The following is a 24,803-nucleotide window of genomic DNA, read 5'->3' as shown; positions in this document are numbered from 1 at the left end:
TTAAAAATATTTCTTTTTCCAGAATATGAAGGCAGTCAGCCCTGCCAGCAAGACAGCCATGCTCATAGCTAGGAAAAACGCAAAGGGATTGTGCTGGAATGGCAAGTCTACGTTCATTCCATAAAAGCTTGCGACCATTGTAGGAAACGATAGTATGATGGTGATGGAGGTAAGGAATTTCATCACCATGTTAAGATTGTTTGAAATGATCGATGCAAAGGCATCCATCATCCCGCTTAAAATCGAACTGTATGTTTCAGCCATCTCGATTGCCTGAGTGTTTTCAATGATAACATCCTCCAGCAAGTCCTTGTCTTCTTCATACATTTTTAAATAGTTAAAACGCATGATTTTCGCAAGTACGACTTTATTGGATTTTAAGGAAGTCGTAAAATACACCAAACTTTTCTCGAGTGCAAGGAATGCATATAATTCCTTATTCTTCATGGACTGATGAAGTTCGCGTTCGATTTCATTCGTTTTTTTATTGATTTGCTTCAGATACCGTAAATAATAAATAGAGATGACATAAAGGATTTGCAAGGCAAATCTTGTTTTTTTGAAAGTATAGAATTCTTTGACTCTGTTTGTTTTAAATTCATTTAGAACAGGTGTCTCTTTTAAGGACACCGTTACAATGCAATTTTCAGTCTGGATGATTCCTACTGGAATGGTCTCATAGATGGGAAAACCAGAATCATCATGAGTAATGTAAGGATAGTCGACAATAATGTATACGATGCCGTCTTCCTTTTCAATTCTTGGGCGCTCTTCATCGTCGAGGGCATCCTTGATAAAATCAATGGCAATTCCCGTTTCACTGGCAACTCTCATGATTTCATCCTCTGAAGGATGGACCATATTGATCCAGCAGCCTTTTGAAATTTCCTCAACACTTTTCAGCTGTCGTTCTTCATTGCTTTTAAAGATTTCCAGCATTTAACCAACCTCCTCATGAGTTATTGAGGAAGCCAACTACCTTTTTTCAGAGTTGATCGCCTTGAAGCATTCAATTGTATCAAATCTAATAGATCATCGACTTCCCCGCGCCTATCGGGATCAGGTTCTATTGAATAACCCAAAGATACCAACTCCTCTCTTTTTTCACCTCTTACATCTTACTCCTGACTATGGAAAAGTACAATGAAATTTTTTATTTTATGGCTCTGTTAAAATAGGCTGTTGATTTCCGTTCCAGGCGCTTCGCTTTCCGCGGGGCTGGCGCTGAGCCTCCTCGTCGCAGGCTCCTGCGGGGTCTCACCTGTCCAGCTGATCCCACAGGAGTCTGCGCGCCTTCCACTGCAATCAACAGGGTTTAAAAAACCAATTGCTATATAACAGAGCCAACAACCAAAAAAACAACCAAAAATTGGCTGCTTTTATTTAGTATTAGGGAGATGCTATTATTTAAAAAAATTATGAATTAATTACTAAAACTCATCTTTTAATATAGAGTACATTTTCAAATCGCGATGCTCACCTTTGATCATCATTCCTTTACGGATGATACCCTCGAAAGACATACCGGCCTTTTCCATGACTCGGAATGATCCTATGTTTTCTGGAAAACATTTAGCTTGAATTCTGACCAGTTCCATATGGTTAAATCCGAATCTGATCAATTCCTTTGCTGCTTCTGTTGCGATTCCCTTCCCCCAATAATCCTTAGAAATGACATAACCAATCTCAGCAAAATTATGCCTTGGATTCCATGAAACAAAATCTATTGTTCCGATTAACTTCCCAGTTACTTTATCTTCAATACCCCATGGTGAAAGATTCTTATTCTCATATTGTTTAAGAACAAAGTTGATAAAATCTTTTGTATCAGATAAGCTCTCATGCCTGTTCCAAGTGACGTATGCAGCTACATCCTCGTTTGATCCGTAGGAATACATATCTTCAGCGTCATCCATGGTTATTTTCCTAAGGGTCAACCGTGGTGTTTCTAAAATAGGCAGATTGCCAAATATATCTTCGATTTCCATTTTAGGACCTCCAATTTTGGTTTTTGGAAAATTTATACATGATTATATCATCTCTTTCAATAGGTTGATACAAGTTCATTTAAAGCAATCTGTAATCTAATCATCTTCATCCATAATGAAAAAAGTTAACATAACATTATTATTAACAACAAAAAACAAGGCATCCACATCAGGATACCTTGCTTTGTATTTATTGGATTGGCATAAAATTAACCTTCCAGACCCCGTCAGGATCCATGCTCATACTGAATCCCTGCATCCCATTTTTGTTCTCAAACTTGATATAACCCTCTTCATCATTGTTTTTTACAAATTTTCCTGTCTGGAGACCCTGGAATGCGGTCAAGATTTCTTCCTTTGAAGATTGGTATTTCTTTGATTCCTTAATATGTTCTTCCTTTGACCACATGATCCTTTCTGAGCGAGTGGTGTAGAGAGCATATTGGGTCTCAGGATCATCATCCAATTGAGCTTGAATATATAATTTCGAGATACTCAATGGTGGAAGATTCTTTAAATGTTTAGTCGCCTTATCATTTTTAAATAGATCATAGACAGCCTTTTCTTTTTCATCAAGTGTAAACGGAGTTGAATCAAGTATGATTTCTCCAGTCTTTTGCACTTCTTCAACGACACTTCCATCTGCTCTCAACAATGTTGCGTTGACTTTCCCGTTTAAAGTATAGAACATCGACATTCTCATCACTTTATTGTCGGATGACCATCCAATCCAGAATTGTATCCCGATATTCTGGTTGACCAGGTTTTCATAGTCAACGATGCTTTTGTTCGGGACATTGCTCGAAGTTCCTTTTTCCATAAAGAACTGATATCGCCAATCTTTAATTGAACCATCTTCCGCATCAGAATCAACGAATTCTTCATAATCGTTTCCAAAAATTTGCAGTACTTCTTTTTCGGTCATTCCCAATTTGAAATTCTCTTTTAAAAATGCTGCTTTTTCTCGAACCATATCATCTTTATTGGCATTGATTGAGGCTGGTAGAATAGCATCAAAAACCTTAATATGTTTTCCATCTGATAGATCAAGGAGCAGACGCCTTTTGATTCGATCATTCTTCTCCTTGTCGTGAAAAGAATATGTCACCATTGAGCGACCATTTTGTAATGACTCGACCATTTCTATTTCAATTGTTGAGAAATCTGCAGATTGGTAATACTCAATCACTTCCTGGAGTTTATTATCATAGTATTCAAACAGTAACACGTCACGGATGTATTGTTCATCCCCTTTTTCCAATGCATCAAGGTAATAAACAAGCTCGCGCGCTGCAGTTTGGGAACCAGTAGATTTGGCCACTGACCGGTATACTTGCTCGAACGCATCATTACTTGCAGTGATTTTGTATATATCTCTCTCTACGCCATCCTCTTTATCTGCTTGATCTTTGTCTGTGACTACCAGTTTGGCGGATTCGCTTTGATTCCTTTCAGCATCCGTGCCGAGGAAAGAAGCGGTCAATACGGAAAATAATAAACCTGCCAGCGCCATCGGAATCAAAATTGGCCAGCGCCACTGTTTCTTCACTAAATTTGCGTTGTTGCCATTTGTGATTTCTGAACGGAGCTTCTCAATGAATTTTTCATCAGGCTCAAGTCCTGGTCTGTTTTTCAAAGGAGAAAGGAACCGTTGATCAAAAGACTCTTGCTTACGATTGTCCATTTTCAAGTCCCCACCCTTCCTCATTAGATAATACCTGTTTTTTCAAGAGCTGGAGTGCCCTGTGATAATCGACTCTCACTTTTGCCTCGGTGCATCCAAGCACTTCTGCTGTTTCTTTGATACTCAGTTCCTTCAATCCCCGTAAAATAACAACCGTCCTGTACTGCTGTTTTAATTTCAGCAAAGCACTTTGCAGTTCTGCCCATTCTCCTTTTTTGATCAGTCTGTCTTCAGGAGTTGAATGATCTTTCTCCTTATCGAAAACCCAGTCCGGAAACAAATGGATAAATTTCTTTTTGCGGTGTAAATCCATTGCAGTATTCTTTGTAATTGATAAAATCCATGTTTTCAGCTTGCCTGTTTCCTTCAAACCTCCAATTGATTTCATTACCTTAATGAATGTTTCTTGTGTGATGTCCTCAGCCTCTTCTTTGTTATTTGTAAAATAAAGCGCGAAATGATAGACATCGCGATAATATAGATCGTAAATTTCATTTATATCAAGCCGCTTATCATCCACTTATCACTCCCCCATTCCCTAATAAGTCGCTTGAATGCAATTTTTGTTTCAGCTTTTTACAAATAATTTTAAATTTAATGAAATACTAAGAGTACTGGTCAAAAGGGCTTCTGCTTTTCCGAAACCGAATAAATCATTTATAATGAAAGTTAAATTAGGTTGCTACCCTAATTTTACCAGCATGGACCTATACTAAGAAGCTTCATCTTTAAAAAGGAGAAATTGTATGCAATTGTTGCAACGACTATGGGAGGCTGTTGTCCGATTTTGGAAGAAACGCCACCTTACCCAAATTATGTTATTGGTATTATTAGTTTTCATATTGTTGTCGATCCTGTGGTTCGCCTTCATCGCAAGCAGGGCGAATGTACAGACTCTTAAGGATGGTTTAAACCAAGCCACAACCATTTATGATCAAAATGGTGAAGAAGCAAGCAGACTTGCAACAAACAGGACAGGCGGTGTTTCGATAAAAGAAATCCCGGAGCATGTACCGAATGCCGTAATCGCTATCGAAGATGAACGCTTTTACGAGCATAACGGCTTCGACATCAAGGGAATTGCACGTGCTTTCTTTGGAAATCTCTTGGCTGGAGGCATTACCGGGGGCGGAAGTACCCTAACCCAGCAGCTGACGAAAAATGCCTTATTGTCATCTGAAAGAACTTATAAACGTAAAGTAGAAGAGTTGTTTTTGGCAGTTGAGCTCGAGAAGGTCTATGAAAAAGACGAAATCATAGAAATGTACCTTAACCAGGTCTATTTCGGCAGCGGTGCGTTTGGGATCAACAACGCAAGCAAAAAGTACTTTGCGAAGGATATTCAAAATGTGACAATCAGTGAAGCCGCCTTGCTTGCTGGCTTGCTCAAGGCACCCTCTGCTCTTGATCCTTATAACAATTACGAAGCAGCGATCAAGCGAAGAAATGTCGTTCTAGCAAAAATGAACGAACACGGGATGATTACCGATTCTGAATACAAAAAAGCCAAATCTGAAGAAATCAAGCTTGAAGACGGTGGAGGCAGTCTGGCTGACCGAAAATATCCCTCATATGTCGATGCCGTTCTGGACGAAGCAACAAGCAAATATGGCCTGACCCAGGATGAAATCATGACAAGAGGATACCGAATCCATACAGAATTGAATCAGGATCTTCAATCCGGCCTTGAAAAAGTCTACCGTCAGGATTACCTTTTCCCTGATCGGGCACGGGATGTATTAGTCCAGAGCGGCTCTGTCCTTCTCGACCCGACTAATGGCGGCGTCCGTGCATTGGTCGGCGGCCGGGGTGATAAGGTGTTTAGGGGATTCAACAGGGCGACTCACTTAAAAGCTCAGCCGGGTTCAACCATGAAACCTCTGGCAGTGTACACTCCAGCTTTGGAGGAAGGCTATGAGTTCGATTCTAAGCTTGTTGACAAGAAGATGTCATTCAAAAATTACAGTCCAAAAAACTTCTCAGACACATATCAGGGCGAGGTTCCAATGTATGAGGCCATCGAGAAATCAATCAACCTGCCAGCGGTATGGCTGTTGAATGAGATTGGTTTGAATAAAGGAATTGATGCAGTTAGAAGATTTGGGATCAAGGTTGAAAAAGAAGACCAGAACCTGGCATTAGCATTAGGAGGCATGCATAACGGGGTTTCCCCACTGCAAATGGCTGAAGCATATTCTGTATTTCCAAATGGCGGCAAACGTCATGATTCACATTTAATTACAAAAATAGTTGGTCCAACAGGTAAAGTTATCGCTGAACACGACGGCTCGACAACACGAGTCACCTCAAAAACGGTAACAAATGAAATGACATCCATGCTGTTGAATGTCGTTGAAACTGGAACTGGTAAAGGTACCAAGTTCGAAGATGTTCAAATCGCTGGTAAAACCGGTTCCACCCAGCTGCCATATGCAGATATTAATGGAACGAAAGATCAATGGTTTGTCGGATATACCCCAAACATTGTCGGTGCAGTTTGGCTTGGATATGATAAGACCGACCGGGAGCATTATCTGTCCAGCAGCAGCTCGAAGGATGTCGTACCAATCTTCCGGGCAATCATGCAGGAATCCCTGCCGCATATTGAAACGGAAAAATTCGCGGTCCAATCGGTAAACGACCGATTAGCCGGCAAGACAATTGATTACGAAGAAACCGAAAAAGCAATCAGGGATAAAGCAGATGAACTCGAAAAAGAATTGAAAGAAAGAGCTGGCCAAGTCGAAGAAAAACTTAAAGAGGAAGCACCTAAGTGGAAGAAAGTATTAGATCAGATGCAGGAAGACGCCACTAAAGCTGGCGACAAAGTAATCGATAAACTTCGTGAATGGCAGGGTCAATAAATTTAGTCAAGAGCAGCCTGTGGCTGCTCTTTTCTGATGTTCGAGTCTTATTGATGCGATAATTATACCCCAGAGGGATTCTCTTATGAAATATCTCTTCTACTGTTGATTTTGTAACGTGAAAGAAATAAAAAAATCCACACTTCTTGCTAAGAAGAAGTGCAAAGAAAGATAAAATGTCCGAAGACGTGTTCCCTTTAGACAAAATTCCAGTGAGGACACGCAGAAATGTCCGAAGCCGTGTCCCCTTTGGACAAAAAACCAGACAGTTTACGGGGAAATGTCCGAAGTCATCTCCTTTTCGGACAAAACTCCAGAGATGAAGCTAAGAATTGTCCGAACTGGGTCCTGCTTAGAAAATATTGAAAACAGAATGTTTAATAATCAATGAGTATCTTTAGTAAAGCCAATTTTAGAAGACCTTTGAATAAATACAAGTATCCCTTAACTCACCGTCAACTGATACGGAATCGTTCCTTAAGATTCCATCCAAATTGAATCCGAGGCGCTCTGGTATCGCTTTGCTTTTTGTATTCAGTGAGTCACAGCGGATTTCAATTCTCCTGGCCTTTAATTCGCGGACTGCGAAATCTGTGATTCCCTGTACAGCTTCGGTCATATATCCTTTGCCGCTGTACCGTGTATCAATCCAGTATCCGATTTCAAATTTTGGCACTTCCCAATTGATTCGGTGCAGACCTGATGAAGCGACAAATTCTCCGGTGTCTTTTTTAAATACAAGCAGGCGCAAGTCTGTCCTATTTAAAAAATTCAAATATCCTTGGCGGATCACAATTTCAGTTTCCTCAGCATCTTGCTCTTTTTGGGCAAATGGCATCCACGGCTTCAGTTCTTTTAAAGAAGCATTGATTGATTCGCACGTCACTGCCCCGTCCCCTGGCAGAGGCATCCTGATTAATAGCCTGTCTGTTTCAAATTCTGTTGGGAATTCCAATAATAAAGGGTTCATTTCCCTCTCCCTTTCTTTTTCAATAATTAAAAAGAGCGGCCATTGCCGCTCTTTCATAAATTCTTCTTAAATACTGATATCCCTCTTCTGGAAGAAGAAAAATGTGACCATCATGAATATTGCATAGTATACTGCGAGGATCGACAATGAAACCGGCAGGGTGATGTCTTCAAGAATCCTTTCCTGAAGCGCGTATACCGTTAAATCCAAATGAGGGAAGATAAGAAACTTCGCCCACGTATACTTGTCTGCAAGCATCAGAATGATGCCGCCTAGTGTTGATGAAAAGAAGAGTACAAAGATGCCGATCCCGACCGCAAGCGCCTGACTCTTGAACAGAGTGGAAAGCATGAAGGCAATCGTCATGACGATCAACAGGCTTGGTATAAAGTAAAGCATTTTCAGGAAGAACTGAACACCGACGATTGCTTCTTTTCTTCCTTCCAGTGTGATTTCAAAAATCTTCATGTTGAAATCTCCGCTGCCAAAAAGGATCAAACCGATCAAATATCCAGATACAATCAGTGTTAATACCATTAGCACGGCATAGATAATGACCGCAATGTACTTGGACAGCAAAATGCTCCATCTTCTGTGAGGGCGGATCAATAGCTGTTTGATTGTACCATCAGAAAATTCAGCAGCCACATTCGCACTGCCCACCACTACAACAAATAAGGTAACGAGAGAACTGACTCCTATCACTACATCATTCATGAAATGCCAGTTCGTCTTTGCTGTTGGATTAATATCCTTGTCCAAGTATTCCTGTGTCTGATCGATTTGCGTTTGAATCATTTCCTTTTCCTCGACAGGGGCAGACTCAAGTTGGTTTTGAAGCATGTTGATCTCTGTCTGAGTATCTTCACGCCAATTTGGATTCGGATCCCCGCTGAATTTGGCATAAATGATGCCGGCAATCAGGACGGCCAATACAACTACGACCAAATAAATCCAGCTTGCCATTTTTCCGAATATCTTCATTAATTCGTTTTGGATTAATGCGATCATGCCATCTGCTCCTTCTTATCTTTATTTGTAATTTCAAGGAAGCGATCTTCCAACGTTGCTTTCACATTCAGTATTTCATATACATCAATATCATTTTGTACAAATAGTTTATTGATCATTGGAATGGCTTCCTTCTCAACGGTTAAAGTCAATCGAGAGTCCTTGACAGACGTTACCTTGATTTCAGGCATTTTTTCGGCCAAAAGCTTCTTCGCTGTTGCTGAGTTTGAGACCTCCACCTCAATGGTACGCTTTGGTGTAACATCTGAAGATTCAGTTTCATCTATTGTAGAAATATGTATTAGTTTGCCTTGCTCAATGATGGCGAAACGGTCGCACATAAGCTGCATTTCTGACAATAGATGTGATGAAACTAAAACCGATGTCCCCTGGCTTGCGAGCAACCGTAAATAATCACGGAACTCTCTAATTCCTTGTGGATCAAGCCCATTTGTAGGCTCATCGAGAATCAGGATGGACGGCTTATGTAAAATTGCCTGTGCGACACCAAGTCGCTGGCGCATGCCAAGAGAATATGTACGGACTTTATCATGAATCGCCTTCTCTAAGCCAACCAGTTCCGTAACCTCTTCAATCCGCTCCTCAGTAACTTCGCTCAATGCCATGCGTGCGTAATGGCGAAGATTCTTATACCCGCTTAGATACTTATAAAATTCAGGATTCTCTACGATCGCGCCTAACTCATTCATCGCTTCCGTAAAAGAATCGTCCAGATCATGTCCATTGACTAACACTGTTCCGCCTGTTCGATTAATCAGGCTGACAATCATCCGGATAATCGTTGTTTTACCAGCTCCATTCGGTCCGAGAAGGCCAAAAATCTCTCCTCGTTCCACTTCAAAACTGACATCATCAACAATCGTCTTCTTGCCTATTGTTTTTGTTAATGATTTTACCTCAAGGGCAAATTGCGACATAGTATCTCCTCATTTCCAAAAAAAATTGAATTTATACTTTATCATCCAAACAATAATACGATGGAAATTGTAAAAAGTTACAAAAAAAGCAAAAAAAATATTTATCAAACAGATTATCGATGGATGAAGACCTAATGTGTATATTGCCCATCGATAATACAAACTCTATAAGTGATGTTCATTTTTGAATATCAGTCGTTTCAAAAATCCCATCCTGAGGTGATTGTATGAGTTACAAAGATCAGCTGGATCCTCACTCAGAGCTTTTCCACCACACTTGGGCAAGGCGTAAGCATGCTAACTCACAAGTGAATGGTCAGACACAAGTGACCAAAAATACCATACTTGCGAGAGGTAACGCAAAAGCACACCGCTGGTAGAGGATATTTGCAAACGTAAAAAAAGGAAAAGGCTGTGATTGCCTTTTCCTTTTTCCATTTAGATGAATATAAAATAAATCAAGCCTGCCAACACAATCCGATAAATTGCAAATGGAACCAATTTAATTTTATTGATTAACTTTAAGAAGAATTTGATGAAAACCAATGCGAAAACAAATGCACTCACAAATCCTACTGCGAAAAATGGCAGAGCATCGATCGTAAAATACTCCCAATTTTTCAATAAGGAGATACCACTGGCTCCCAACATGATTGGAACGGCCATGATAAATGTAAAATCAGATGCTGCTCGGTGGCTCATGCTGAGCAAAACGCCCCCGGCAATTGTGGAGCCTGAACGTGAAAAACCTGGCCACAAGCCTAAGCATTGGAACAGCCCAACACCAAAAGCTTGTTTAAAAGTAATTTGGTCAACATCATTTGTTTTAATATTTTTCGGTTGAAGACGGTCGGCTACAATCAATAGAATCGCGCCTACAACCAAACCAATGATTACCGTTTCAACAGAAAATAAATGTTCATCGATGTAATCCTCGAACAAAACACCGGTAATACCAGCGGGAATCAAGCCGACAATCACCTTTGGCAGGCTCAATCTTCCAGTGGAATCCCCGAACGATTCTTTTTTAGTTAATCCCAGCAGGTTCATGAATCTGTCTTTAAAAACAATGACTACTGCCAAAATCGAGCCAAGCTGGATGACCACCTTAAAGGTATTAGCTACAGGTGCTGTAAATAATTCCTTAGAGTGAAGCAGAAGGTCATCCACAATAATCATATGGCCGGTAGAAGAAACCGGTGCAAATTCTGTTAACCCTTCTACTAGACCAAGAATAAATGCTACGAACAACTCCCAAAAATTCATGTATCTATTACTCCTCTGTAATTAAAATTGCATAGTGCCTCATTTCTTTTTATACTTTTTTGCCATTTTAGTCAACCAAAAAAGGAACAACTGCTAAGTTGTCCCTCTTTTAAATACAAACCATTTTTGTCCCATATAGTTCGTAAGTGTATATATTCCTGTTCCAAAAAGGATAGCTAGTGAATCCTTATTAATTGGCACTAGCGTGACAATTGAATCTGCCAGCAGGCGACTTAACGAATAAGAGAACAAATAACACGAAATAATGACTGCAGCGAACCTCGGAGCACTATGTTTTACAGATACATTGCTTTTAAAGGTAAAAAGCCTGTTCATACTAAAACTGACAACAGCGCCCACAGCATTTCCGATCGAAGTTGCCAGCCAATATGGCCAGCCAAATGCATCGATCAAAAGGAACATCATCCCTAATCCCACAAATGTATTCAAAATACCGATAAGCAAAAATTTTATAAAGGTATGGTCTAATTTTAACCATACACCCAGCTTGTACGCGAGGAGGCTAGTTGTTCTCAGATAGCTTCCGAGCTTCAAGGCCAATTGACTCATAATTGTTACCTTCCGTTTTCATCAGCATTCTTGAAACAGGCAGGTTAAATAAATCAATATCCACTACATACTTCGGCCGGCGCTTCGTTTCTTTATAGATCTTCCCGATGTATTCTCCTACGAGTCCAAGGGCGATAAGCTGCAGCCCTCCAATAAGCCAAATTGAAGTGATCAGGGATGTCCAGCCCAGCTCTGTATTGCCGAAAAATTTCAAGGCAAGAAAATAGGCTCCAAAAGCAAGGCTTACAAAAAAAGAAATACAACCGACAAGCATCACAAACCTGATCGGTGTGACCGAAAATGATGTGATTCCGTCAAATGCGAACGCAAGCATTTTTTTCAATGGATATTTAGTTTCTCCAGCTGTCCGTTCTTTTCTCTCATAATAAACGGAAGTAGAATCAAAACCGATAAGAGGCACAATTCCCCTTAAAAACATATTCGCTTCAGCAAATCGCTCAAGTTCTTCCACAGCCCTTCTGCTCATTAAACGGAAATCAGCATGGTTAAAAATGAGTTTAACACCAAGTCTGTCCATGATTTTATAAAAGCCTTCAGCTGTAAAACGCTTGAAAATCGTGTCGCTATCTCTTTTACTTCTGACTCCGTAGACTACTTCATAACCTTCATTAAATTTCTTTACCATTTCTGAAATGGCGTTCACATCATCCTGCAGGTCGGCGTCTATGGTTATTAGGCAATCTGATGCATCTTTTGCTGAGAAAAGCCCAGCGAGTAATGCGTTTTGATGTCCAACATTTCTTGAAAGCTTTAAGCCTTTAATAAAATGGCTATCAAGACTTTCTTTATAAATCAGCCGCCATGTCTGGTCCTTGCTTCCGTCATCAACAAAAAGGATTTTGCTTTTTTCTGAAACAAACAATTTGGCAATTAAGTCTTCCAGTACTGTTTTTAACTGTGAAACAGTTTCTTCTAGTACTTCTTCTTCATTGTAACAAGGGACAACGATTGTCAAAATTGGTCTATTCATTGAATACCCTCCCAGCTGCTATAAAACTTCGTAGAGGTAGATTTTCCACGCACTTGTTTTTGAGGTGAAAACTTTGTCCAGCTGGAGTTTATTCTTCTCTGCATTATCGATTGGCACTGAAGAGAAAATATAAGCTCCACCCAGCTGTTTAAACGGCTCTAAATTCAGTTCCAGATTCTTGATTCTTTTTTTTGATGTTTTTTTAAACATATAATGCTTGCCTAATTCGTCAGTGAATAAATAGCAGCGACCTCCCCACTCATCAAAATAAATGCGGATTGTTTTATTCTTCTGCAATTCATTCTCGATGATTTCCCTGAATTTATACTTATAGGTTAATGGGTAAAAGTTATTGTAAGTATCCAGCGTGTAAAATCCATTGAATTGTGCTATTGCCGGATGCAATCCGATGCTTGCCACCCGATAGCTTTCCTGTGGCTTGCCAATGTGTCTTCTAATATCATCGAACTGTTCAACGGCATAGAATTCCTTTACGCTGGGCTTTGATTGAAAAACAATCTCCTCATTGGTCAAAAGCATTAAGAACACCTGGCCTGCAACCAGAAGTGGTACTGCTTTCCGCAAGTTTACTCGCCAAAGGATATTCAAACCCGCAGCGAAAAGGATATATACCACCAATGGACGCATAAAGTGGTACCTGGCGAAATTAAATGTATCAAGGAAATGGAATCGTTCTGTCAGTGGAAGCCATCCTTTATAAAACCAAAAAGCGTACCATGCTGATAAAAGGAAATTCAACAAAAACAAGAACACAAATGCTTTTTCCTTTTTCCATAACTTTCTTTTCCAAATGAAATAAACAGCTGTCAGGATGACCGGCAAAATGATTAAGGTATGTACTGTCATCGCATGATGATGCCCCAAAATATAGTTTTTAAATGTCAGCCTTACAGAGTGCCAGAATGTCAGGCGTGCATGAAAATATTCATCTCTGCTATTCGGTTCATCATCAAATAAGAATGAGTATACAAGTCTGTAATCAGTGATTAGGTATACAAATGTCATATATCCAATCGAAATGATAAAGCGCCAGTTCCAGCCTTTTCCCCTCATTACATCACTTAGCCAAAAAATCCCCATTGCGCTAAGAAAAAAAAGAATCCTAGTACGATGCTTGAGTAAAAAGGCAAAAGCGTGAATACAAGGTAATTTACCCACGACCTTTTCCCCTGCCTTATGTTCAAGAAAGCCCAGAGAGCCAGTGGCATACCTAATGTACTCAGCATTCCAGAGGGCCAAAATGGAGTAAGCGCAAAAGCGAGGGCAGTTCCCACTCGGATTATTGCTTTTTCAGGATGTTTAACGAAGTGATCTTTTAGCAATAAATACATGCCAATAAAAGCAAAGAACCTTGTGATTGCCTGGCTGATCCCATATGCAACCATGGTCGGAAACCATACATATAGCCAGACGATGATCGAATATTCTGTCCCGAGGGCATTTCTTGGGAGTCCATTAATGACTTGTTGCAGCTCAGCCGAAACAGTTCCTGCAATCTGGCCACTCTCCGCAAGAACCTTGTACCAGGCCAAATTTGAGTCAAGATTGTCATGGACCCTAATATGCGCGTTGTCTCCTAAGATGAAATATGGGGATAGAAAGAGGGCAATTACAATCATTGCCAGTATGATGAATCGGCGCTCTTTATCCTGAAAGTAAGACAATTCAGTACACCTCAAATAACGTATTTGCTTTATTAACTTCTGCACATTACTAGAAACTATTCCTTAATTGACAATCAAATCAGTTGGTAGTCAAATATAAACAAATAAAACGTGACAAAGAATAATGAAAGGACCAATGCGGCTATTGGTTTTTTGTAATGAAGCCATAACATAGGATACATTGTGCTGTAAAAAAACCATTCCCATATCATTGACCAGCCATGTGCAAACTTAATCGCTCCGTATTTGAGGGCTAACCATTCAATGAGAATGGACAACGTAATCCATTTAAGGTAGTACCAAAATTTATTGCCTCCATCCTTAGGATAGCTCCCCAAAAACAAAATGATCATACAAGGGTAAAATATGAAAGTGTACATGGTTTCCGTAAAAAATAGGCTGATAAAGTTCTTTTCGAATTCCCATAAGTGCTTGTTCCCGATGTAGGATATATATTCATAGAAACAGCTAAATAGAGCCCAGTAATAAATGGTCGGTAAGTACTCTCTCCACTTTTGCCAATTCCCCCTTTTTATTGAAATGAAAATACCACCGGCCAGGACAGCTGCATGGAACAAGACTTCTCCCCCTTTCTTAATCAAAGGTTCCATTTTTGTTATTTGATTAACCATATTATTTCCAGTTGATTTATCTATTGTATTTTCATCTATTTAAGGATTTTTATGTATTGACTAAATTTGATAGCTTTAACTCATCATGATATTTTTTTTCAAAATGGTCATTCTACTAGTGATGAGTAAAGATTTATCAAAGTAGATTCAAGAAAGGTTGCCATCTTATGCTTCGTTATGAAAAAACAAGTAATTCCGTTGTCAAAGATCAGGCTTATATCATGCCCTCTGTTTCCGGTGATACAATCTGGCTTCATTTTGATCCTTCCAAAAAAGACAAATTTGATGAATTGATCAAAATCATGGATATTCATCCTCTAGCTAAAAAGGGATTGGAGCAATTCAGTGACATTCCAAAAATAGATGTCTTTAAAAGTGAAGCAATCATCTCACTATTTGCAATCCAGGATGATTACACTCAGGCTAAAATCACGATATTAATTGGAGATAATTATGTCATCACAAAAGAGGATGAAAATATCGACCTTTTGGCACAGCTAAGCAGGATCTTTTTAGAGCATCCGGAATATATGGAGACTTCGGGGAAAATCCTCTATCATATCTTTGATAAAGTCGCCTCTGTGGATTTAAGGATGGTCGACAGGATTGCAGATCAGATTCAATCGCTTGAACGAGAGGTGTTCGATCGGCCGTTTGCCAATGGTATTGCCCGAAGCATACATCGCTGGAAATCCTCTCTCCATGAACTCAGGCAGACAATTGAGGCGCAGGACCAAGTAATGACGGTCATCTCCAGAAACGAATTAAGATTCGTGGATGAAGACACCACTTTGTATTTCAAGGATCTAAACAATAACTATTCGAGAGTCGTTAATGCACTTGATATATTCAAAGATTCACTGAACAGCATCTTTAACCTCCAGATGACATTAAAATCAGATCATGCAAATTCAATAATGAAAACTCTGACACTTGTGAGTGCCATTTTTCTTCCGATGACCTTCATCGCAGGCCTTTATGGGATGAATTTCGAAAGGATGCCAGAATTAAAATGGCAGTTTGGTTATGCATATGCCCTTTTGCTGATGTTTGGAATCGGAGGCGCAATTGCATCCTTTTTCCGGATCAAGGGTTGGTGGGGAAAAAAGCATTAATTTATGCTTAGAGTTCAGGAACACCTAGATAGAGGAAAGTAATAAGTTAGAATTTTAAACCGCTGGAATAGAAAAAGCTGTGCTGGCATTTTTGCCAGCTCAGCTTTTAATTTAACCTTTTTCAGATAGATTTGCTTCTGCTTCAAGTACAAAAAGATTTTTCTTTGACTGAAGGAACACAATCGTGGTCAGAGAAGCTGCCAGCAATAATGCAATTGCAGAGAAACCAATGCTAACCGACTGCAGATTCAGTACTTCAGCCAAATATCCCAATAATAATGTCAAAACAATTTGGATAATTGCCTGGAAAAAAGCAAAAGCACTGCTGAATCGACCCATTAATTCAACTGGCACATTGTTCTGGAAAAACGTGGCGTATCCCGTAAATGAAAATGGTGAAAAGAAACCGATTATGATGAATCCAATGACTGCCATGGGAACTGTTTCCGATGAGGAGATATAAAACAGTAAATATCCAATGACAGACAGGAAGGATCCCATTCCCAATAGCAATCTGACTGACAGTCGATTTGCCAAGGCTGATACTGCAAATGAACCCGCTACATACCCAGCACCAGTAAGACTGACCAATAAGCCATAGTTTTTCTCCGATAATCCCACAACCTGCTGTATAAACGTTACCTCTTGTGAGTCTAAGGCAAATGAGATTAAGGTGATGAACTGGAAAAACAGGAATACGACCATAAAGGCAGCAGCAGTTTTGCCAAAAGCAATCACTGCTTTCCAATCATTCACGATCATTTTAATAGAAATTGGGTCTCTAATCTCTCCTTTGTTCAGTTCCTTATCAACATCAGGAAGGAATAAAATGGCTGCAGCACAGAAAAAGAAGGTTGCTGCATTTACGTAAATACTCGAATTAATACTACCATACATAATTAACAGTCCTGAGACGCTTGGTCCTACAAGCATGGCTCCTGAACTGGCAAAAGAAAAAATAGAGTTGAACCTTTTCCTGTTGTCTGGTGGAATCAGTTTTGTTATGTAAGTTTCTGATGTCGGCCCAAAAAATGCCCCGGCGACATTTGTTAAAAACATAATGATATAAATAGGAACAAGTGAATTGAAAAACGGAATTATTGCAATCAAGATCCCTCTGGCAATGTCGATCCAAATCATAAGACTGCGTTTATTAACCCGGTCAACCACACTGCCAGCCCAAGTATTCGTTAAAAGCACAGCCAAAGGCCTGATAATGAATAACCCGGCAATCGCTGCGGCTGAACCGGTCAATTTCAATACCAATAAGTTAATAGCAACAAAATAAATCCAGTTACCAATATTTGAAATCCCTATTCCCAAAATCAATAAAATGGGATTTTTCCAGCCCTTCAAGCAGACCCCTCCTGAGTACGAACAATAGTTGTCAGAATATTACCTTACTTATTCTCTTTTCATCCTATCTTTCCCTTCCAAAAGTTTCAAGTAGCTGTTCAATTCAAACTAGAATTTTTTTCCATTCTATCTTTTTGTCACAAATTGTTCACATTAAATTTCCCAACTTTTATAACTAAACTTGCTCTATTCCCTTATTTCATTATAATTTAAACCTTAAAATTTTTGATTTCATATATTTACCACTGCCAGTAATGCAATTTACCCGTTCATAACACCGCTTAATTACTTATAATGGTATATAGATTCGAAAAGGAGCTGAAAGAATGAATTCAAATCCGAAATTTGTTTCTAAAATCCTTCCGCTTTTTGCGGTGTTTATGGTTATATTGACAATTGGAGCGACAATTGTTGTGCAAAATACAGATGATAAAGTCTCTATGCCCTTTTCTTCCCTTGTCAAGAAGATTGAAGGCCTGGATGGAGAAAAAGCAACACTTATTGAAAAAATGGATGGAACACTTGTCCTTGAAACAAGGGAAGCTACTTTTGTTTCCCAAGTCCCTCCCGGAAGCCAAATGGTTGATAAATTAGTAGAGAAAAATAATATTAGCTATGAATATATGAATAACAGCAAATATGGGGCTTGGATCCTCGGGGGTGTCATCCTCCTGCTTATGGGTGCAGTTTTTGTGATTCAGAAGAAAACTGGCGGAATTGGCGCGGGAAATAAGATGAAGAACAGCCTATCAAAACCTGGTCCTCTTCCTTCTATTACTCTAGCTGATGTAGGCGGTCTACAGGATGAAATGAAAGAAGAGATTCATCAAGCACTATCTATCTTAAAGAACCCTGAAAAATCCGAAAAGATGGGGATTAAGCCTCCTAAAGGGATTTTATTGTACGGGCCTCCTGGAACTGGTAAAACATTGCTTGCCCAGGCAATTGCCCGTGAATTAAATGCCAATTTCTTTTCTGCCAGCGGGTCCGCTTTCAATGAAATGTTCATAGGTGTAGGAGCTTCCCGCGTTCGCAGCTTGTTCCAAAGCGCGAGAAAACAGGGTCCAGCTGTCATATTCATAGATGAAGTGGATGCACTGGCTGGAAAGCGCAAACCCCATGGCGGTGAAGAAGGCGAAAAAACATTGACTGAGTTGCTCGTCCAGCTGGACGGCGGCCATGCGAATGACGGCATACTCTTCATTGCAGCGACTAACAGGAAAGACATGCTCGATGATGCATTCCTCCGCCCTGGCCGAATCGATTTTTCTTTCAATGTCCCTCTTCCTGATACAAAAGGAAGAAGAGAAATAATTGATATCCACATTAAAGGGAAAAATATTGCCAGGGACGTTCTGGCTACTTTAGATGACCTGGCTGAAAGCACTTCTGGTTTTTCTGGCGCAGAGCTGCATTCACTATTCGAAAATGCCAGCAGACGTGCATTGAGAAATGGTCAGGATTTCATTTCCAAGGCTGATATTGATTATGCTTTGGACCGCACTATTCTTGGAAGCACGTCCCGAGCCCTTCAGGATGCTGATACAAAACGAAGAGTCGCGATTCACGAAGCAGGACATGCACTTGTTTCATCCGTTACGAAGCCTGGATCCGTCCGTAAGGCAACGATTATCCCTCGCGGTCAGGCGCTCGGATATGTTGCCCCCATCCCTAAAGAGCTTCAGCTTTCTACGCATAGTGATTTAATTGACAGGATTGCGATGATCCTTGCAGGCGGTGTAGCTGAAAGAATGTTCCTTGGCGAACATAGCATTGGAGTAAGCGGTGACGTCCAGCAGGCAAAGCAAATCATAGAGCAAATGGTAGACACTGGGCTGTTGCAGGAAGGATTCTCCCTCACCTTCAGCAAAGGCTTAAAGGAAACAAAAATGCAAGAGTTATTTGATGATGCATTAGAAAAGTCTGAAATGATTATCAACGCACACCAATTGCAGTTTGAGAACTTAGTCGAAGCCTTGCTAAAGAAAGAAACACTTGAAGGTTCAGAAGTTGATGAAATCGTTCAGGATAAGAGTGGTTTTCGAGAAGAACAATATATGTATGTTTAGTACAAGGAAAACGGCTTCCCGAAAATCGGAAAGCCGTTTTTTTATTTTCTATCGTCGAGCGCGTTGGCCAGATTATTTTTGATTTCCACTTCTTCAAACGATAGCCCAAGCTGGACTGCCGTCTGGGCAATTTCCGGTCTTATGCCTGAAAGGGTCGTTTTTACGCCAACCAGTTTCAATGCCTTCAGAAGCTGGAATATTTGATGCGCAACCATCGTATCAATCATCGCCACCCCTGACAGATCGACAAATAAATGATGGATATTCCTTTGGGCACATTGTTTCAATGTATGTTCAAGAATCATCTTTGCCCTTGTTGTATCGATGTCTCCAATCAAAGGAAGCAAACCCTGATCGTTACTTAATGAAATAACAGGTGCACTAAGCTCATTGATCATCTCCTGCTGCGCTTTAAGGACATTTTGTGAGTATTTATATGTTGCTTCAATAAATCGCAAAATGACTTCGTCGAATTCTTTAATAATGACTTCATTCCATGCATCAAGTTCTTCCCTTTGAATTTCTGAGTTAGAATCTGCAAAACGTTTAACATATTTTAGGTACTGGTTCCTGACATTTTTAAATTCCTTGATGACGTAATGGATTGGAGTATTAATGTGTTCAATGTCACTCGCAATCTCTTTGATCCATGTTTCAAAATCCTTAAAGAATTCTTCTTCTTTAGTGAATATTTCAATGAAATGAAGATGGAAATCGTGATTTTGTTCTTTTAAAGTTTCGACAATTTTTGGATCATTAGATGCATAAACTCCAGTTGTTTTTGTCTTGTCAATATTTCTATACCAATCTTCTGTCATATTCCGGGTATTTTGCTTTAAATATGTATATAATGCCTGATTTCTATGCATCGAAGTTCCTCCGCTACTTTATTCATGAAAAAAGGGTCTTGTTTCATCGCTTTCCTTGTAAAAAAATTATAACAGATTATATCGTTTTTTAAACACATGGGATGCTATTCTAACTGTCCAGTTTATGCTTTTCTTTTAATTCTGTGGGTGCCATTTTAATAATATGCTGGAAAATGATCATCAAAATCCCGACATCATCTACGATTCCAATCAAGGTTAAAAAATCAGGAATAAGATCAAAGGGCAACAGGAAATAACCAACTATTAAACCAGCAGAGGTAAGTTTTTGCTTTAGAGGGACCAGCCCAGAAGTAAAAAACTCTATTAGAAAAGGCAAAAATCTCTTCACCTTAAAGATTAGCTTAATCCTTTTGAAAAACTTCTTCATCATGACCTCTCCTATCAGGAATCTGGTTTTCTTCTATATACATTTACCCAAATAAAGGCTTTAAAACATCTTGGTTTATCCCTGACTTCTTCATTAAATACGTGTAGGTACAATAAATAGTTTCATGAATAAGAAAAGACGGAATCAAAATCTGATTCCGCTTTCGGGTACACATTCATTACTTTACCTGTTGATCGCAGTAATGATGCATTGCTTTCCTGAGGAAACCGGCAAGCCCCTCCTGATATTTATCTATGTTCTTAGTAAACCTGGAGTCATCCACATATAAATCTCCCAACCCTCGGAAGATTTCAATTGTACAATCATAATAATGATCAGTAATAAATTGGCGCCAATCTGCCACTGCCTGCTGCACTTCAGAATCTTCATGGCCCCGGTCCATACCTGCAATCACCCTTTTATAAATTTTTTCTGTTTTAGCCTGAATATTTCTCCAGTCATCTGAAGAATAGCCAGAAGTTCTCTCTTCTACTTTTTCGACTGTTTCTTTTCCATATTTCTGTTTAGCTTCTTCGCTATATTTCCTTTGATGCTCCTCAATTTCTTTCATATCAAATCCTTTGAACATATCTTTGTCAGCCATCTGCAGTCCTCCTTCTATTGAATGAAGCGTTCTTTCTACCGTCCGGATCATTTCTTCTATGCGTTTTTTCTTCGCCAAAAGCAAGTTCTTATGCCTCTTCAGAGTTTCTCTTCGATCAAAATCTGGGCGGTCAAGAATATCTTTGATTTGTTGAAGAGTAAACTCCATTTCTCTGAAAAATAAAATTTGCTGCAGCCGTTCAAGATCAGACTCAGTATACAAGCGATAGCCGTTATGCGTCGTTGACTCTGGCTCAAGCAAGCCGATCTTGTCGTAATGATGGAGAGTGCGGATGCTCACTCCAGTTATTTCTGAAACTTCTTTTACTTTGTACATAATCAAAACACCTCCATAGATAAATCGTAAACTATGACGTTACGTAAGGGTCAATAGAGATCTGTAAATTTTTTCTTCATCATTAGTTTACATAATAAAATTATGGTGTTCTAAAAAACAAATAAAAGAAAAATATTCCAAATTCATATAATTCCTGTATAATTAAGAAAACTTTAAGGAGGTCTCGCGAATGGTTAAAATCAGTAAAGATACGGTAAAAGGCTATTTAGACAAACCCGTACAGTATCAGTTATTTAAAAAGGAAAGCTATTCGGAAAATCTTGTTGTGATGCTTCCAGGCCGAGGATATACGGTTCAGGGCCCTCTTTTTCATTATTCTACCGGGGTGTATTTGAATAAAGGATATGATGTACTCCATGTTAACTATGATTACACCTCTAAAGAATCTGATTCAATGAGTCTTGAAGAACAAATTTCACAAATATCTGTGGATGTTAATTCAGTTCTGGATGAAGTGTTGCAAAATTTAACATATAAAAACCTTTTATTAATTGGTAAATCAATTGGAACCATTGCATTATCTTCCATTGTGGACAGGCAAGAGTTTTCAAATTCAAAAATTATCTGGCTCACTCCCCTCTTGCATCTTGACGTCGTTTTTGAAAAAATGCTTTCCTCTGTTCAGCCTGGTCTATGTATTATCGGAGACAAAGATCCTTGCTATGTTCCTGAAAGATTTGAGGAACTCCATTCCAGGGGGAACATGAAAAACTTATTAATACCTGATACAGAGCACAGTCTTAATTATCCTGACAACCCAATTGACTCTATTGATGTACTGAAAAGGGTAATAACAGAAGTAAGCGAATTTTAGTCTCTTAGAAGGAAGAAAAACATCCTGCTACAGCAGGATGTTTTCATGTTAATAGTGAGTAATCTTTCCATTCATCCGGCAATAAGGCCTGATATTTAGGGTGTAAGTAACGATCATCAACAAGCAAGATTGTGCCTGTGTCATCTTCTGAACGTATGAGCCTGCCGCCTGCCTGAAGAACCTTGTTCATTCCTGGATAGATGTAGGCATAATCGAACCCATTTTTCCCTGCTGAGGAGAAGTGCATTTTTACTAAATCCCTTTCATGACCAATCTGCGGGAGGCCCACACCAACTACGATCACACCGTTCAGCCGGTCTCCCTTTAGATCTACTCCCTCCGAAAAAACACCTCCAAGAACAGCAAAACCTACCAGTGATTCAGGGTTTCCGATTTTGAATGTATTTAGAAAAACATCACGTTCAAGATCTCCCATTCCTGTTCCCTGAACTATAGTACATATCTCTTTAGCTTTACCCTTCCATTCTTCCAGCACTGAATTAAGATATAAATAGGAAGGAAAGAAGATTAAATAATTTCCTGGCCTTTCTTTCACTGTATCATACAATGAATCAACAATCGGCTTGATGGATTGTTCACGATCATGGTACCTCGTTGATAGCGGCAGGATTTTAACAGTCGTCTGTTCCCTGGAAAATGGAGATGCCACCCTGACAAGATAACTTCCATCCTCACCGCCGAGCATTTCCTTATAATAATGGATTGGACTAAGGGTTGCAGAGAAGAACACCCTTGCCTTGAAATGTTTACCTGACTGTTTGATCAGGTAGGACGGGTTCAGGCAAAATTGTTTAATTTTCACTTCATTCCGCTGAATTTCTGCAAAAAGAATGTATCTTTCATCAAATAGCTTACTGATCCTAATCCAGCTCTGTGAGGCGAAATATGTTTCTAATAACAAGCCTGCATCATCACTGGTCCCTTGCAACAATTCCTGCTCAGCATGGATGATGAAGTCATTGACCAATACATTCAGCTCAGATAATTCTTCTTTAAAGACGATCGTTTTTGAAGGATCAGCTTGCTTCCTTAAGTTGATAAAGTAGTCATTGAGTCGTTTGGCGGCTTCAGAGACAGACTTTTTTTTCACTTTATAGTCTCTTTTCAGTTGTAAAAATGGTGCTTTTTCCAAAGAGGAGGAATACATGTCCCTTCCCCTGTCCACAAGGTTATGCGCCTCGTCAATCAGCAGGACAGTATGCTTTTTTTGCTCATCGAACAACCGTTTCAGGGACACCTTTGGGTCAAAAATATAATTATAATCACATATTACCGCATCAGCTGCGTAAGCAAGATCCAATGAGAACTCAAATGGACATACTTTGTGTTTAAGGGCATATTTTTCCACGCATGTACGGTCCAATATATTTTCATTCCCAAGAATGTCTAATACTGCCCCATTTATGCGATCGTAATATCCGTCTGCAAATTCACAAAACTCCTTGCTGCATTTCCCTTCTCCTGTGAAACAGACTTTATCCTTTGCGGTAATTGTGATTACCTTCATTTCAAGACCTTTATTCGCCATAAGGCAAAATGCTTCTTCACCTGTTTTTCGTGTAGTTGTCTTTGCAGTCAAATAAAAGAGCTTTTTCAAATGTCCTTCTCCGACCGCTTTGACTGATGGAAAAATAGTTGAGATCGTTTTTCCGATACCCGTTGGAGCACTTGCGAAAAGTGTTTGTCGATCCAAAATCGTCTTATATACGGATCCGGCAAGCTGTCGCTGTCCAGTTCGGTATTGGGCAAAAGGAAATTCTAATTCCTTAATGCTGGAGTCACGCTTTATTTCATGATTGCTTCGAAGTTTAGCGTAGGGGGCGTATTCACGAATCATCCAGCGGAAATGTTGATCCAGTTCTGCACGTGTTCTAGTACGTCTGAATTTTTTTATGTCTCCAGTAGATTTTTGTACATAAGTCAACTGGATGTCAATACATTCTATATCGTGATCGTGAATGTACATATAGCCATAACACTCCGCTTGAGCCCAGTGAGTGGGATTGGTATTTTCTTCTATGTAATCAAGATCGAGTGAGGTGGATTTAATTTCATCAATCGTTACATGCTCATCAGATAAGAGCAGACCATCACATCTGCCTTCGATAAAAAAATGCATGCCATCGTATTCTATTTCTGTTTTGAGGAACACTTCGCTCTCGTCAGTTTCTCCATATGTTTCCTGGACTTCACGATGAATCCTTGAACCTTCAGTGAAAGAAGTGGCTGTCCTGAATCCTGATTCGATGCTGCCACTGCTGTAAACATACTCAGCCAAAGCTCGGACAGGAATCTTAATTTCATATCCCATTTCTCCCACCTGCTCTCAAAAGTATATAAATCAATTATAGTACATACGTTCTGTAAATGCTATTAGAATAAAAAATCCGTCCCAGATGTCCTGGAACGGATTCATATTATTATTACCAATGGCGTGTATTTTCAAGTAAACTGTCAATCTCAATTGGGTTCAGTGCAAAAATCATATCTTCATTGGAGATTTCCATTGTCTCTTCCAACAGATCGTCAATATTCATGCTAATCGCTCCCATACCGAACCTCCTCGTATATTCAGCCATAAACGTCATTACGTCCGGCTTCGTGACATAGT

At 39.5% G+C, this 24,803-nt stretch carries 23 protein-coding genes and 1 pseudogene; 5 read left to right on the top strand and 19 right to left on the bottom strand.

Features of this window, described 5'->3' with window-relative positions:
- From ACXAEA_RS10795 to ACXAEA_RS10780, 4 genes are all read right to left on the bottom strand, one after another.
- Positions 1-939, bottom strand: a complete 939-nt coding sequence (locus tag ACXAEA_RS10795; protein WP_475095882.1) for a magnesium transporter CorA family protein — start codon at positions 937-939, stop codon at positions 1-3.
- Positions 940-1,430: 491 nt separating this feature from the next.
- Positions 1,431-1,988 carry a GNAT family N-acetyltransferase gene (locus ACXAEA_RS10790; protein ID WP_475095881.1) on the bottom strand — a complete coding sequence of 186 codons (558 nt, stop codon included), beginning with the start codon at positions 1,986-1,988 and terminating at the stop codon, positions 1,431-1,433.
- Between the two features lie 190 nt (positions 1,989-2,178).
- On the bottom strand, positions 2,179-3,672 hold the full coding sequence (locus ACXAEA_RS10785; RefSeq protein ID WP_475095880.1) for a hypothetical protein: 1,494 nt from the start codon (positions 3,670-3,672) through the stop codon (positions 2,179-2,181).
- Complete coding sequence (locus tag ACXAEA_RS10780) at positions 3,659-4,192, bottom strand: RNA polymerase sigma factor (RefSeq protein ID WP_475095879.1); 534 nt, start codon at positions 4,190-4,192, stop codon at positions 3,659-3,661. Before ACXAEA_RS10780 ends, ACXAEA_RS10785 begins: the two co-directional genes overlap by 14 nt.
- A gap of 226 nt (positions 4,193-4,418) precedes the next feature.
- Here ACXAEA_RS10780 and ACXAEA_RS10775 point away from each other — a divergent pair, with 226 nt between their 5' ends.
- Positions 4,419-6,536, top strand: a complete 2,118-nt coding sequence (locus ACXAEA_RS10775) for a PBP1A family penicillin-binding protein (RefSeq protein WP_475095878.1) — start codon at positions 4,419-4,421, stop codon at positions 6,534-6,536.
- Between the two features lie 412 nt (positions 6,537-6,948).
- Here ACXAEA_RS10775 and ACXAEA_RS10770 read toward each other — a convergent pair whose 3' ends face one another.
- From ACXAEA_RS10770 to ACXAEA_RS10760, 3 genes are all read right to left on the bottom strand, one after another.
- The gene (locus ACXAEA_RS10770; protein WP_475095877.1) at positions 6,949-7,506 is read right to left on the bottom strand and encodes a GNAT family N-acetyltransferase; all 558 of its coding nucleotides are present in this window, start codon (positions 7,504-7,506) and stop codon (positions 6,949-6,951) included.
- A gap of 66 nt (positions 7,507-7,572) precedes the next feature.
- Positions 7,573-8,517 carry an ABC transporter permease gene (locus tag ACXAEA_RS10765; protein WP_475095876.1) on the bottom strand — a complete coding sequence of 315 codons (945 nt, stop codon included), beginning with the start codon at positions 8,515-8,517 and terminating at the stop codon, positions 7,573-7,575.
- A complete protein-coding gene (locus ACXAEA_RS10760; RefSeq protein ID WP_475095875.1) occupies positions 8,514-9,455 on the bottom strand; it encodes an ABC transporter ATP-binding protein in 942 nt (313 codons plus the stop codon). Before ACXAEA_RS10760 ends, ACXAEA_RS10765 begins: the two co-directional genes overlap by 4 nt.
- A 227-nt stretch (positions 9,456-9,682) precedes the next feature.
- On the opposite strand from ACXAEA_RS10760, the gene ACXAEA_RS10755 reads away from it, so the two are divergent.
- Positions 9,683-9,835 (top strand): YpzG family protein, encoded by a 153-nt coding sequence (locus tag ACXAEA_RS10755; RefSeq protein WP_475095874.1) that lies wholly within the window; start codon positions 9,683-9,685, stop codon positions 9,833-9,835.
- A 58-nt stretch (positions 9,836-9,893) separates the two neighbouring features.
- Here ACXAEA_RS10755 and ACXAEA_RS10750 read toward each other — a convergent pair whose 3' ends face one another.
- The 6 genes and pseudogenes from ACXAEA_RS10750 to ACXAEA_RS10725 all read right to left on the bottom strand — a co-directional run bounded on the left by ACXAEA_RS10750 (position 9,894) and on the right by ACXAEA_RS10725 (position 14,578).
- A complete protein-coding gene (locus ACXAEA_RS10750) occupies positions 9,894-10,721 on the bottom strand; it encodes an undecaprenyl-diphosphate phosphatase (RefSeq protein WP_475095873.1) in 828 nt (275 codons plus the stop codon).
- Between the two features lie 93 nt (positions 10,722-10,814).
- Positions 10,815-11,291: a GtrA family protein gene (locus tag ACXAEA_RS10745; RefSeq protein ID WP_475095872.1), complete on the bottom strand. Its 477-nt coding sequence runs from the start codon at positions 11,289-11,291 to the stop codon at positions 10,815-10,817.
- Positions 11,245-12,282 (bottom strand): glycosyltransferase family 2 protein, encoded by a 1,038-nt coding sequence (locus ACXAEA_RS10740; RefSeq protein ID WP_475095871.1) that lies wholly within the window; start codon positions 12,280-12,282, stop codon positions 11,245-11,247. Before ACXAEA_RS10740 ends, ACXAEA_RS10745 begins: the two co-directional genes overlap by 47 nt.
- A gap of 18 nt (positions 12,283-12,300) precedes the next feature.
- On the bottom strand, positions 12,301-13,542 hold the full coding sequence (locus ACXAEA_RS10735) for a DUF6044 family protein (protein ID WP_475095870.1): 1,242 nt from the start codon (positions 13,540-13,542) through the stop codon (positions 12,301-12,303).
- An 80-nt stretch (positions 13,543-13,622) separates the two neighbouring features.
- Positions 13,623-13,922, bottom strand: a pseudogene (locus ACXAEA_RS10730) (DUF6044 family protein); the annotation flags it as partial.
- Between the two features lie 119 nt (positions 13,923-14,041).
- A complete protein-coding gene (locus tag ACXAEA_RS10725) occupies positions 14,042-14,578 on the bottom strand; it encodes a CBO0543 family protein (protein WP_475098116.1) in 537 nt (178 codons plus the stop codon).
- A gap of 188 nt (positions 14,579-14,766) precedes the next feature.
- Between ACXAEA_RS10725 and ACXAEA_RS10720 the strand changes: the two genes are divergently transcribed.
- Entirely contained in the window at positions 14,767-15,714 is a 948-nt protein-coding gene (locus ACXAEA_RS10720) for a magnesium transporter CorA family protein (RefSeq protein WP_475095869.1), read from the top strand.
- A gap of 111 nt (positions 15,715-15,825) precedes the next feature.
- On the opposite strand, the gene ACXAEA_RS10715 is transcribed toward ACXAEA_RS10720, so the two are convergent.
- On the bottom strand, positions 15,826-17,070 hold the full coding sequence (locus ACXAEA_RS10715; protein ID WP_475095868.1) for an MFS transporter: 1,245 nt from the start codon (positions 17,068-17,070) through the stop codon (positions 15,826-15,828).
- A gap of 326 nt (positions 17,071-17,396) precedes the next feature.
- On the opposite strand from ACXAEA_RS10715, the gene ACXAEA_RS10710 reads away from it, so the two are divergent.
- On the top strand, positions 17,397-19,139 hold the full coding sequence (locus tag ACXAEA_RS10710; RefSeq protein ID WP_475095867.1) for an AAA family ATPase: 1,743 nt from the start codon (positions 17,397-17,399) through the stop codon (positions 19,137-19,139).
- Between the two features lie 41 nt (positions 19,140-19,180).
- Here the strand turns inward: ACXAEA_RS10710 and ACXAEA_RS10705 are convergent, their stop codons facing one another.
- From ACXAEA_RS10705 to ACXAEA_RS10695, 3 genes are all read right to left on the bottom strand, one after another.
- Positions 19,181-20,008 (bottom strand): STAS domain-containing protein, encoded by an 828-nt coding sequence (locus tag ACXAEA_RS10705; protein WP_475095866.1) that lies wholly within the window; start codon positions 20,006-20,008, stop codon positions 19,181-19,183.
- 109 nt (positions 20,009-20,117) lie between these two features.
- Complete coding sequence (locus ACXAEA_RS10700) at positions 20,118-20,396, bottom strand: YkvA family protein (RefSeq protein WP_475098115.1); 279 nt, start codon at positions 20,394-20,396, stop codon at positions 20,118-20,120.
- A 178-nt stretch (positions 20,397-20,574) separates the two neighbouring features.
- Positions 20,575-21,339: a MerR family transcriptional regulator gene (locus tag ACXAEA_RS10695; RefSeq protein WP_475098114.1), complete on the bottom strand. Its 765-nt coding sequence runs from the start codon at positions 21,337-21,339 to the stop codon at positions 20,575-20,577.
- Between the two features lie 187 nt (positions 21,340-21,526).
- Here ACXAEA_RS10695 and ACXAEA_RS10690 point away from each other — a divergent pair, with 187 nt between their 5' ends.
- Positions 21,527-22,171 carry an alpha/beta family hydrolase gene (locus ACXAEA_RS10690; RefSeq protein WP_475095865.1) on the top strand — a complete coding sequence of 215 codons (645 nt, stop codon included), beginning with the start codon at positions 21,527-21,529 and terminating at the stop codon, positions 22,169-22,171.
- Positions 22,172-22,214: 43 nt separating this feature from the next.
- Here the strand turns inward: ACXAEA_RS10690 and ACXAEA_RS10685 are convergent, their stop codons facing one another.
- Both ACXAEA_RS10685 and ACXAEA_RS10680 read right to left on the bottom strand, forming a co-directional pair.
- The gene (locus ACXAEA_RS10685) at positions 22,215-24,503 is read right to left on the bottom strand and encodes an ATP-dependent DNA helicase (protein ID WP_475095864.1); all 2,289 of its coding nucleotides are present in this window, start codon (positions 24,501-24,503) and stop codon (positions 22,215-22,217) included.
- Positions 24,504-24,615: 112 nt separating this feature from the next.
- Positions 24,616-24,744, bottom strand: coding sequence for a hypothetical protein (locus tag ACXAEA_RS10680; RefSeq protein ID WP_475095863.1), 129 nt, complete (start codon positions 24,742-24,744; stop codon positions 24,616-24,618).
- Positions 24,745-24,803: the final 59 nt, after the last annotated feature.

Source organism: Mesobacillus sp. ABV4_180, assembly GCF_056158485.1.
Note: the sequence above shows the minus strand (reverse complement) of the source record. Positions and strands in the feature narration are given on the sequence as shown.

Excerpts from the sequence above, each read along its gene's own strand:
- ACXAEA_RS10795 (WP_475095882.1), bottom strand. The coding sequence starts at position 939 with ATGCTGGAAATCTTTAAAAGCAATGAAGAACGACAGCTGAAAAGTGTT.
- ACXAEA_RS10790 (WP_475095881.1), bottom strand. The coding sequence starts at position 1,988 with ATGGAAATCGAAGATATATTTGGCAATCTGCCTATTTTAGAAACACCA.
- ACXAEA_RS10785 (WP_475095880.1), bottom strand. The coding sequence starts at position 3,672 with ATGGACAATCGTAAGCAAGAGTCTTTTGATCAACGGTTCCTTTCTCCT.
- ACXAEA_RS10775 (WP_475095878.1), top strand. The coding sequence starts at position 4,419 with ATGCAATTGTTGCAACGACTATGGGAGGCTGTTGTCCGATTTTGGAAG.
- ACXAEA_RS10770 (WP_475095877.1), bottom strand. The coding sequence starts at position 7,506 with ATGAACCCTTTATTATTGGAATTCCCAACAGAATTTGAAACAGACAGG.
- ACXAEA_RS10765 (WP_475095876.1), bottom strand. The coding sequence starts at position 8,517 with ATGATCGCATTAATCCAAAACGAATTAATGAAGATATTCGGAAAAATG.
- ACXAEA_RS10760 (WP_475095875.1), bottom strand. The coding sequence starts at position 9,455 with ATGTCGCAATTTGCCCTTGAGGTAAAATCATTAACAAAAACAATAGGC.
- ACXAEA_RS10755 (WP_475095874.1), top strand. The coding sequence starts at position 9,683 with ATGAGTTACAAAGATCAGCTGGATCCTCACTCAGAGCTTTTCCACCAC.
- ACXAEA_RS10750 (WP_475095873.1), bottom strand. The coding sequence starts at position 10,721 with ATGAATTTTTGGGAGTTGTTCGTAGCATTTATTCTTGGTCTAGTAGAA.
- ACXAEA_RS10745 (WP_475095872.1), bottom strand. The coding sequence starts at position 11,291 with ATGAGTCAATTGGCCTTGAAGCTCGGAAGCTATCTGAGAACAACTAGC.
- ACXAEA_RS10740 (WP_475095871.1), bottom strand. The coding sequence starts at position 12,282 with ATGAATAGACCAATTTTGACAATCGTTGTCCCTTGTTACAATGAAGAA.
- ACXAEA_RS10725 (WP_475098116.1), bottom strand. The coding sequence starts at position 14,578 with ATGGAACCTTTGATTAAGAAAGGGGGAGAAGTCTTGTTCCATGCAGCT.
- ACXAEA_RS10720 (WP_475095869.1), top strand. The coding sequence starts at position 14,767 with ATGCTTCGTTATGAAAAAACAAGTAATTCCGTTGTCAAAGATCAGGCT.
- ACXAEA_RS10710 (WP_475095867.1), top strand. The coding sequence starts at position 17,397 with ATGAATTCAAATCCGAAATTTGTTTCTAAAATCCTTCCGCTTTTTGCG.
- ACXAEA_RS10705 (WP_475095866.1), bottom strand. The coding sequence starts at position 20,008 with ATGCATAGAAATCAGGCATTATATACATATTTAAAGCAAAATACCCGG.
- ACXAEA_RS10700 (WP_475098115.1), bottom strand. The coding sequence starts at position 20,396 with ATGAAGAAGTTTTTCAAAAGGATTAAGCTAATCTTTAAGGTGAAGAGA.
- ACXAEA_RS10690 (WP_475095865.1), top strand. The coding sequence starts at position 21,527 with ATGGTTAAAATCAGTAAAGATACGGTAAAAGGCTATTTAGACAAACCC.
- ACXAEA_RS10685 (WP_475095864.1), bottom strand. The coding sequence starts at position 24,503 with ATGGGATATGAAATTAAGATTCCTGTCCGAGCTTTGGCTGAGTATGTT.
- ACXAEA_RS10680 (WP_475095863.1), bottom strand. The coding sequence starts at position 24,744 with ATGGGAGCGATTAGCATGAATATTGACGATCTGTTGGAAGAGACAATG.